This is a genomic window from Streptomyces sp. CLCI03 (assembly GCF_053615355.1).
This window is the reverse complement of sequence record NZ_CM132132.1, coordinates 1,145,313-1,155,432: the sequence shown is the minus strand read 5'-3', so window position 1 is coordinate 1,155,432 and position 10,120 is coordinate 1,145,313. Positions and strand designations below refer to the sequence as shown.

Sequence of the window (10,120 nt, the reverse complement as noted above, 5' to 3'; positions counted from 1 at the left end):
GGTGGTCAGTCTCCTCAGTCGGATCGGTCGATCAACGACGACGTGAGGCCACTGTCCGCGACGGCCGGACGGTCCCGAAAGTCCCACTAATACGCCTCTTGACGACGCCCGATCCGATCGGAGAAATCCTCGGTACCGCGATCCCGTGACAGGTGGATCCAGGTGCTCCGGTCCCCTGCGTACCCCGGGAATCCGGGCGGGGCAGGCGGTACGGGCACGGGTGCTGACATCGATGTCGAGGCGTCGACGCGGGCATGGGGGCGGGCGTGGGCACCGTCGCCGGAGCTCTCCGCCCCGTCGGGTGCGAGCAGCCCGTGACGGTGGGCCAGGTAGCCGAGCTGGAAGCGGCTCGTCGCGCCGAGTTGACGCATGACGGCGGAGACGTGGCGCTGGCAGGTACGCACGGAGATGCCGAGGGCGCGGGCCGTGGCGCGGTCGTCGTCGCCCTGCATCAGATGCTGCAGGACGGAACGCCTCGCCTGGTCGGCGACGTCCTGGATGAAGGCCTTCTCGCGCGGTCTGCCGATGGGCTCGCCCGTCGCCCACAGCAGGTCGAACATCTCGGCGACGAACGCGACCAGGTCGGGGCTACGGACGAGCAGGGCCCCGCCCGCCGTTTCCGGGAGCGGGAGGGCGAGCAGGGAGCGGTCGAAGACCAGGCACCGGGTCAGGCCGCCCGACACCGTCCTCGCCTCGGCCCCGAGAGCCGCCAGCTCCGTCTCGTACCGCACGGTCGGCGGGTCGAAGCGGGCCGAGTGCTGGTACAGCGTGCGCACGGGGACTCCACGGGCGAGCAGGTCCCGGTGCCGCAGGCGGGCACGGCGCAGTTCGTCCTCGGGCAGCGGGCCGCCCGGTTGCGCGCAGAGCACCTCCCGCGTGCAGGCCGCGGACTGCCGGTCGAGGACCCGCCGCAGCTCGGCCGCCGACTCGATCCGCTCCAGCGGTGGCCCCTCCAGGGTGCGTTGGCGTGCGGCGTGCACGATGGCCAGCTCGGCGAGCTGTCCCCGCATGCGCAGCAGGTCGAGCTGGGCGCCCTGGACGCGTTCCTCCCAGCGCTTGAGCAGGCGCGCGGAGACCTCGGTGGGGTCGGTGGCCGCGAAGCGGTCGGGGCCGATCTGTCGCACCAGGCCGCTGGAGACGAGGGCGTCGAGGGTCCGGGCCATGGCGCCCGGTTCGGCCCGTGCGCGCACCTGGCTTCCCTGGAGGGGCCCGTGTTCCGCGAACTCCCGGTAGAGGGCCATCTCCTCGGACGTGAGCTCGCGGGGTCGGTCACGGTCCTGCGGGCGTTTCGGCGCGCCTGATTTCATTTCGCTGCCCTCTCGTTCGCATCCGTCGCGATCGCGATGCTAGGAGACTCCGTGGCGGCCCCGCGGCCCCAGGAACGTGTATCGGACACGCTTCTTGTGGGCGGGATCCGAGGGGGAGGGTGGGGCAAGAGCCTTGATCCGGTGCGGAATTCGCCGGACGGGGCGAACCGGGCGGCCGGACGACGCCGGACGGCGGACCCCGATGGGGATGGCCGGAACGCGTAGGGGCCCACCTGGACATCGCGGCACGTTCTTCGCCGTCGTCTTCCTGACAGGCGGTAAGACGACGGTCGCAGCCCATTGGCGGGCGGCCGTACGCCCCTCGATGCTGATCGGGGCGCGCCGATCGGGGATGCGCACCGCCCGGAAAGGTGCCCACGCATGGAACCCAGACGACCGACCGAGCCCGCGCACCGAGGCCGGCCGGACCGCTCGGGCCGATCGGGCCGCTTGGACCGATCGGGCCGCTTGGACCGATCGGGCCGCTTGGACCGATCGGGCCGCCCGGACCGCTCGGGCCGCCCGCCGGGCTCAGTCGTCCGCCGGATGGACCACCTCGACCCCTTGGTCGCGCAGCACCTCGATCACGGGGGAGTCCGCGGGGGCGTCCGTGACCACGAGGGCGATCTCCTCCATGGCGCAGATGCGGCCCAGCGCCGCCCGGCCGATCTTGTCGGCGGTCGCGACGAGGATCACGCGTTGCGCCGCGGCGACCGCCGCCCGCTTCACCTGGACGTCGTCGAGGTTGTAGGCGGTGGCGCCCTGGACGGGATCGACCCCGCAGCACCCCAGGACGAACGTGTCGAAGCACAGGTCCTTGAAGGTCTGTACGGGTGTGGAGCCGTAGAAGGACAGCTCCTCGGGGCGCACCTGTCCGCCGGGCATCACCAGGTGGATGCCGGGGTGCGCGGACAGGGTGAAGGCCGCGTGCAGTGAGAGGGGAGCGACGGTGAGTTGGCGGTGCGCCATGGCCTTGGCGACGGCCACGGCGGTGGTGCCGGTGTCCAGCGCCACGGTCTCCCCGTCGGTGAGCAGGTCGACCACGGCGCGCGCCAGCCGCTCCTTGGCCTGCGATCCGGACATGGCCCGGATCGCGTAGGGGGGCTCGACGCCGCCGGGCAGGCTGCTCACCGCGCCGCCGCGCACGCGGCGCAGGGCTCCCCGGGACTCCAGTACCTCCAGGTCCCGGCGGACGGTCATCTCGGACGCCCCGGTGGCCTGCGCCAGCTCGGCCACCGTCGCGCGGTTCTGCCGCATGAGCAGCTCCACGACGAACTTGTGCCTCTCCATCACGTTCATGTGTCTGCTTTTAGCACAGATGGCGGTGACGGATGGCTGGGATGTGCGTTTCGAACATTCGGTTTGTTGAAACGAACATTCAGCATGTGTAGCTTGTGCGGAACGGTGGGAACTTCCTGCCGCGATGAACATTGATCGTGTTCATTCGGCCGTGATCGATGAGGAGAGCCATGACCGCCACCCATGAGGCCGAACTGCCGGAAGGGGGAAAGCCCCTCCTCACCCCCCTCGCCATCGGCGCCTCCTGCCTGGCGTTCGTCGTGATCGGCGCCCTCCAGGCGCTCTACGGCCCGGCGATCCCGGCCCTGCGCGACGAGTTCGGCATCAGTCCGGCCGTGGCCGGGCTCAGCCTCAGCGCCCACTTCGTCGGCGCCCTCCTCGGCGTGCTGATCTACCACCTCCTGCGGGGTCGCCTGAACAACCGGGTGCTGCTCGGCGCCTCCTACGTCCTCATGGCCGCCGGTGCGGCCGCCTTCGCCTTCTCCCCGAGCTGGGTACTCGCCCTCGCCGGCACCTTCGTCATCGGCCTGGGATTCGGCGGCATCGACTACGGCCTCAACCAGCTCTTCGCCGTCGGCTTCGGCCACCGCAGCACCGCCATGCTCAACCTGCTGAACGGGCACTTCGGCATCGGCGCGATCGCCGGCCCCGCCCTGATCGGCTGGCTCGGGGCGGACAACTATCCGGAGATCTTCATCGGCACCGGCGTGATCAGCCTGCTGATCCTCGTCACCCTGGGCGGGGTCGCCGCCCGGGAGCCCGCCCCCGCCCCCGCGGAAGGCGCCCCGGCCGGCGGCGCCCGGGTGCTTCCGATCATCGGGGTGTTCATCGGCGTCTACGTCCTGCACGTCGCCATCGAGACCGGTGTCGGCGGCTGGGAGCCCACCCACCTCGAAGCCGTCGGATACGGCGCCGCCACCGCCGCGACCGCCACCTCCGCCTACTGGGCCGCCATGACCGTCGGCCGGTTCGTCGCCGCGCCCATCAGCCTGCGCTGGTCCGCGCCGTCGATCCTCCTCGTCTGCTGCGTCGGCATGGCCGGCTTCCTCCTCCTGGCCACGGTCCCGGCCCTCGCCCCGTACGCGTACTTCGGCGTCGGCCTGATGATCGCGCCGATCTTCCCGACCTGCCTGCCCTGGCTGAATCGCGCCGTGCCCGGCGTGGGCGCCGCCGGTGCCTACGTGATCGCCGCCTCGATGATCGGCGGCGTGGCGTTCCCGCCCCTGCTGGGTGCCGTCATCGACACGATGGACGTGAAGACGGTGCCGTTGCTGCTGTTCCTGCTCGCCGTCGTCTGCGGCGTGCTGAGCCTGTGGCTGCGCCGCAACGCCCCCGACCCCGGTGGTGTGTCCGGTGCGCGCGACTCCGGGCGCACGGACGCCGTCACCCCTCTGTGAACCCGTAGAACGTGAGGAACCGAAGGATGAAAGCCGTCCTCTTCGACATGTTCGGTGTCATCGCGCGTGTCCAATCACCCGAGTCCACGCGCCTCCTGGAACGCACGGCCGGCGCCGACCCCGACCGCTTCTGGGTGGCGTACTGGTCCGAGCGCCCCCCCTACGACCGCGGCGAGGTCACCGGCCCCGGCTACTGGCAGGCGGTGTTCGCGCGGCTCGGCAGCCCGCTCGACCGGCGACTGACCGAGGAGCTGATCGCCGCCGACCTCGCGAGCTGGAGCGAGATCGACCAGGAGGCCGTGGACCTGCTCGGCCTCCTCGCGGACCAAGGCGTCGTGCTCGGCCTGCTCTCCAACATCCCCGAGGACCTGGCCGCCCGCTACGAGGCCACCCAGCCATGGCTGCAGCGGTTCGCGGTCCGCGGCCTCTCCTGTCGGATCGGCAGCGCCAAGCCCGAACCCGCCGCCTACGAGTGGTGCGTCCGCGAGCTCGGACTGCCGCCCGAGGAGATCCTCTTCGTCGACGACCGCGCCGAGAACGTGCACGCGGCGCTGCGACTCGGCCTCCAGGGGCATGTCTTCACCTCGCCCGAACGGCTGCGGGACACGCTGGGGCGGCGTCGAGGTGACCGAAACGGGCCGCGAGGGGAGTGAAAGAGATCTACATCTCCGAATCGCCACTTGTCAGGCCGAGTTGGAATGTGATCATATGAAAGAGAAGGCGCTTCCGTGAGATCCCTGTCTGAAACGGGTGAAGTATCCGGGCCGCCCCCCACCGGCATCAATTCGCCGATTCCCACTTCTTTTCCTTCGGGCGTGAGTTGTTTTCCTCCGTCCAGATCCTGACCTTTCGAACGACCCGTGTGAGAGGGACCGATGGAAACCAAGGACGTCACCGAGCACATCTATTACCCCGTCAGCGACCACAAGATGGCGCGGGGTGAGGGTGTCTACCTCTACGACGAGGACGGCAAGAGGTACCTCGACTGCGCGTCGGCGACCTTCAACCTGAGCCTGGGATACTCCCACCCGGCCGTCGTCGCCGCCATGAAGGACCAGCTCGACAAGGTGGTCCACATCACCTCGTCCTACCAGAGCGACCCGGTCAACGGCCTGGTCCGGCGCCTGGTCGAGGTCTCCCCGGACAATCTGACGAAGGTGCACCCCAAGGTCTCGGGCGGCTCCGCCGCCAACGAGGGCGCCATCAAGATGGCCCAGATGGCCACCGGAAAGTCCGAGGTCATCACACTGTTCCGCAGTCACGTGGGACAGACGATGATGATGACGTCGATGTCCGGCAACGCATTCCGCCGCGAGCCGTTCCCCAACCTCTTTCCCGGTAGCCTCCAGGTTCCCGACCCGTACTGCTTCCGCTGCTTCTACGGGCAGAAGCAGGGCTCCTGCGGAATGATGTGCGTGGACCGGCTGGAGGATTTCGTCGACTACGCCAGTTCCGGCCGGGTCGCCGCAGTCCTCATCGAGCCGATCTCCGGTAACGGCGGCAACATCGTCCCGCCGGACGGCTACATGCAGAAATTACGCGCCTTCTGTGACGAGCAGAACATCGCCCTCATATTCGACGAGATCCAGACGGGCATAGGCCGTACCGGCCACATGTTCGCGGCCCAGTACTTCGACGTCGAACCCGACGCCATCACCACCGCCAAGGGCCTCGGCGGATCGGGCGCGCAGGTCGCCGCCATCCTCACCAACGAGCGGCTCGCCGGCCTCCCCGCGAACCACCACTCCTTCACCTACGGCGCCAACCTGCTGGCCGCAGCCGCTGCCAATGTCACCCTCGACATCGTGCGGCAGCCCGCGTTCCTGGCGAACGTCACCCGCACGGGCGGATACATCATGGAACGCCTGAACGACATGAAGCGTCGCTACCCGCAGATCGTCGACGTCCGCGGCGTCGGACTGATGATCGGCTTCGAGATCGCCGAAGCCGACGGCAAGCCCGCCGTGAAGCTCACCAACCACCTGGCCACCAAGGCCATGGACCACGGCCTGATCCTGCGCACCTCGCGCTACGGCTACGGCAACGTCCTCAAGATCCGCCCGCCGCTGATCCTCACCATGGACCAGGCCGAGGAGATCTGCGACAACCTGGAGAACCTCTTCCTCACGGAGCTGGCCCGATGACCGCAGCCGACCCCATGACCGCCGGCAACCCGATGAAGCGGCTGCTCATCTCCCTCGGACAGCACGTGCGCGCCGAACTCCTCGCCTACGAGGCCACCGGCCGCGCCCGCAGCGTCCACGGCGACTCGCCCGGCGGCGACGCCCAGTTCGACGTCGACGAGGTGGCCGAGAAGGCCGTACTGGACTTCCTGCGCGCCCACGCCCACGTCCCCGCGGCCCTCTACACCGAGGACGGCTCCTACGTGGAGCTCGCCCCCGAGCCGCAGATCCTCCTCGTCGTCGACCCCATCGACGGCACCCGCCCCACCTCGGCCGGTCTCGAAATGGGCATGGTGTCCATCGCCGCCGCCCCCTACGGCGACGGCGCACCCACCCTCGCCGACGTCGACGCCGCCTGCCTCGTCGAGATCAAGAGCGGCGCCTGGCTCTACGGCGACGACACCGACGGCCTCGACAGCGGCGGCTTCACCACCCCGGTCCCACGCCTGAGCCGCAACACCGACCCGACCCACATGTTCTGGTCGATCGAGTTCAACGGCCACCCGATGGACCTGATGACCCAGGCGTACGGCCACCTCGTGGACAGCTCGGCCAACACCGGCGGCATCTTCGTCTTCAACAGCAGCACCTTCTCCATCTCCCGCATCATCACCGGCCAGCTCGACGCCTACGTCGACATCGGCAACCGCGTGCTGCGCGACCACCCGGACACCATCGATGCGTTCCTGCGGGCCGGCCGCGGCTCGATCCTGCACCTCTTCCCCTACGACATCGCCGCCGTCGTCCACCTCGCCCGGCACGCCGGCGTCGTCATCACCGACGCCTACGGCGACGACCTCGGCAGCACCTCCCTGGTGGACCTCGGCCCGATGAACCAGAAGTCCTGCATCGCCGCCGCCACCCCCGAACTCCACAAGCAGCTGCTCGACACCATCCGCTGGGACCTGGGCCGCGCCGCCGCCGCGCCCGCGAGGGAGGAATCATGAAGGCCCTGACGCTCACCGCCGACCGCACGCTCACCCTCGTCGACCACCCCAAGCCGGAACCGCGGGCCGCGGACGACCTCGTCATCCGCGTCACCCAGAGCGGCATCTGCGGCACCGACCGCAGCGTCCTCGTCGGCAAGTTCCCGGCCGAGACCGGTGTCGTCATGGGCCACGAGGCCGTCGGCGTCGTCGACTCCACGGGCCCGGGCGTCACCCGCTTCGCCGTCGGAGACCGGGTCATCGTCAACCCCACCCTGTACTGCGGCACCTGCCCCACCTGCCTCGAAGGCCACTGGAACTTCTGCGGCCGCAAGGCCGGGACCGAGGTCGGCCTGGACTACGACGGCTCCTTCGCCGAGTTCATCCGCCTCCCCGAGCTGTTCTGCCACGCGATCCCCGACGACATGGACTTCGACCGCGCCGTCGTCGTCGAACCCCTCGCCTGCGCGCTCAACAACATCGAGGCCGGCCGGCTGGCCGCCGGCGAGACCGCGGTCGTCGTCGGTGGCGGCCCCATGGGCGTGGTCACCGCCATGGCCGCCCAGCGCTACGGCGCCACCGTGCTCCTCGTCGAACCCGATCCGGTACGCGGCCGGCTCGGCCAGGAGATATTCGACGCCCCCGAGTTCGGCGGCCGCGTCACCGTCCACACCCCCGACGACCCCGCCCTCACCGGACGCGGCGACCTCGTCGTCGACTCCGTCGGCAACCTCCTGGAGCAGAGCATCGGCTACGCCGCCGTACGCGGCCGCGTCGTCGTCATGGGCTTCAACAGCAACGCCTCCGCCACCGTCCGGCCGCTGACCCTGCTCCAGCGCGGCCTGCAGATCATCGGCGCCGGCGACTACAACAGCATGATCTTCCCCAAGGCCGTCGAACTGGCCCGGCAGCTGCCGCTGGAACGCGTGGTCACCCACCGCTTCGCCCTGGCCGACCACGAAGAGGCGTTCAAGGCCCTCGCCGCCGTCCCCGGCGCCGAGTACACCGCCCTGAAGGTCGTCCTCGTACCCCCGCACGACGAGGCCGTCGCATGAGCCAAGCCCCGAACACCCCGCGCCTCCCGGGTACCTCGCTCGCCGAAGCGCTGGTGCCCGGCACCACCCGGCCCGTCGTCGTCGGCGAGTACCCGTACTACCGGGCCGCCCCCACCCACTGGGCCGGCGACCTGCGCGCCCTGCGTGACCTCGGCGTGGACGTCGTCTCCTGCTACCTCCCGTGGCGCTTCCACGAGATCGGCGACCCGCTCCTCGGGGCGGCGGGCGATCGCGCCTTCGACTTCACCGGGAAGACCGACCCGCAGCGCGACATCGTCGGACTGCTGGAACTGGCCGCGGCCGCCGGGCTCGGCGTCCTCCTCAAGCCCGGCCCCTTCATCCACGCCGAGGTCCAGCTCGGCGGGCTGCCCGACCGCCTCTGCGGCCCCGGGCACACCCCCTACCAGGGGTTGGACGGCACCGTCCTCACCTCCCAGGGCAAGCCGCTGCCCAGCCTGCTCGACCCGGCCGTCCAGGCCGAGACCGAGGCCTGGCTGAAGGCCGTCGCCGAGGAGGTCGTCGCGCCGGCCGCCGCCCCCGACGGCCCCGTCGTCGCCCTCCAGCTCGGCAACGAGGGCACCTGCGGCGACGCCCACCTCCCCGTGGACGCCCAGGACGCCTCGCCGCCCGCCCGCCGGGCCTTCGCCCGATGGCTCACCCGGCACGGCCTCCCGAACGAGGCCGCCCTCACCACCGAGGACGTCACCCGGTGGACCGCCGCCACGCGGCAGCAATGGGCCCGCTGGTCCGGGCACGCCGTCGTCGGCCTCTGGGACCGGATCTCCGCGCTCTTCCCCGAAGGCCCGGCCCGGCTCGCCAACGTCCCCCTCACCGAGGTCACCGCACCACGCGCCGCCCTCGACGCCTGGGCCGCCCGGCAGCGCGCCGTCCAAGGCTCCGGCTACTTCGTCGGCCACACCGAATGGATCGGCAACCCGGCCAAGGAGACCGCCGCCTTCGGCTCCCACCTGGCCGGGATCCTCCTCGGAGGCACCGACGTGGTCGAGGCGAACTGGGGGTTCACCTGGACCGACGACTCCTTCGCCCGGCCGGCGACCCCCGTCTTCAACGCCCTGCTGGCCCTCCTGCTGGGCTCCACCACCGTCAGCGTCTACACCGCCTGCGCCACGGAGAACTGGGGCCCGCAGGTCGACATGGACCCCGACGGACTACGCGCCGAAGGGGTGGATCCCGCCCTGCACGCACCGCCCTACACCCCCGGCGCACCGCTCGCCGAGGGCGGCGCCCACCAGGCCAACGCCCAGGGCCTACGGCTGCTGGCCACGTTCCTCGCACGTCACGGAGACCTGCTGTCCGACTCCGTCCTGGACCGCGACGCGGTGGTCCTCGTCGACCGGGCCCTGCCCGAAGCCGGCGCCTGGCAGCGCACCGGCGGCACCGCACTCGCCGAACTCGCCGACGCCGTGCACGGCCAACTGGCCGACTCCGGAAGGCTGATCGGGCTCGGCTGGCTCGGCGAGCAGCCGGCGCCCGCCGCCGACGGCACCCCCGTACCCGTCGCCGTGCTGCGCGCCGGACCCCCCGACGGTGACGGGCCCGGCGAGCTGACGCTCCCGGCCGGCGAGCCCGCGGCCGGCGCGGTCACCGCATTCCTCGCCGCGTTCACCGCCACGCTCCCCGCCCCGGCCGGCCCGCGTCCGACCGCGGCGCGGGGCAGGGCCCGCGTCCTGAGCCGGTCCGGCCGGGGCGGCGTCCGCGTCATCGGCGCCTTCAACCCCACCGACGCCGCCGACCGGGTCACCGGCTCCGGCACCGGCGGAGGTTGGACGCTGGACCTGCCGGCGGGCTCCGCCGCCGTCCTCGTCACCCGCGACGGCGCACTCCTGGGCTGGCTCGCCACCCCCGAGGAGCCGTCCGCCACCCCCGTCGCCCTCGTATGGGCCGGCGAACAGGCCGACGCGACCCGCGTCCGAGCCGCCTGAGAACCCGGGC

Annotated in this window: 8 protein-coding genes; 6 read left to right on the top strand and 2 right to left on the bottom strand. The window is 71.2% G+C overall.

Annotated elements, in window-relative coordinates; all coding sequences use genetic code 11:
* Positions 1-86: 86 nt before the first annotated feature.
* Together ACWG52_RS05405 and ACWG52_RS05400 are read right to left on the bottom strand one after the other, a co-directional pair.
* Positions 87-1,307, bottom strand: coding sequence for a helix-turn-helix transcriptional regulator (locus ACWG52_RS05405; protein ID WP_390167645.1), 1,221 nt, complete (start codon positions 1,305-1,307; stop codon positions 87-89).
* A gap of 531 nt (positions 1,308-1,838) precedes the next feature.
* Complete coding sequence (locus ACWG52_RS05400; RefSeq protein ID WP_389810249.1) at positions 1,839-2,606, bottom strand: DeoR/GlpR family DNA-binding transcription regulator; 768 nt, start codon at positions 2,604-2,606, stop codon at positions 1,839-1,841.
* A 170-nt stretch (positions 2,607-2,776) separates the two neighbouring features.
* On the opposite strand from ACWG52_RS05400, the gene ACWG52_RS05395 reads away from it, so the two are divergent.
* From ACWG52_RS05395 to ACWG52_RS05370, 6 genes are all read left to right on the top strand, one after another.
* On the top strand, positions 2,777-4,003 hold the full coding sequence (locus ACWG52_RS05395) for an MFS transporter (RefSeq protein WP_389810246.1): 1,227 nt from the start codon (positions 2,777-2,779) through the stop codon (positions 4,001-4,003).
* Positions 4,004-4,029: 26 nt separating this feature from the next.
* On the top strand, positions 4,030-4,656 hold the full coding sequence (locus tag ACWG52_RS05390) for an HAD family hydrolase (RefSeq protein WP_389810243.1): 627 nt from the start codon (positions 4,030-4,032) through the stop codon (positions 4,654-4,656).
* Positions 4,657-4,878: 222 nt separating this feature from the next.
* A complete protein-coding gene (locus tag ACWG52_RS05385; protein ID WP_326749557.1) occupies positions 4,879-6,147 on the top strand; it encodes an aspartate aminotransferase family protein in 1,269 nt (422 codons plus the stop codon).
* A complete protein-coding gene (locus ACWG52_RS05380; RefSeq protein ID WP_389810241.1) occupies positions 6,144-7,133 on the top strand; it encodes an inositol monophosphatase family protein in 990 nt (329 codons plus the stop codon). The genes ACWG52_RS05385 and ACWG52_RS05380 overlap by 4 nt, the downstream gene beginning before the upstream one ends.
* A complete protein-coding gene (locus tag ACWG52_RS05375) occupies positions 7,130-8,167 on the top strand; it encodes a zinc-dependent alcohol dehydrogenase (RefSeq protein WP_386147661.1) in 1,038 nt (345 codons plus the stop codon). Before ACWG52_RS05380 ends, ACWG52_RS05375 begins: the two co-directional genes overlap by 4 nt.
* The gene (locus tag ACWG52_RS05370) at positions 8,164-10,110 is read left to right on the top strand and encodes a beta-galactosidase (RefSeq protein ID WP_390136654.1); all 1,947 of its coding nucleotides are present in this window, start codon (positions 8,164-8,166) and stop codon (positions 10,108-10,110) included. Before ACWG52_RS05375 ends, ACWG52_RS05370 begins: the two co-directional genes overlap by 4 nt.
* The last annotated feature ends 10 nt before the right edge of the window (positions 10,111-10,120 follow it).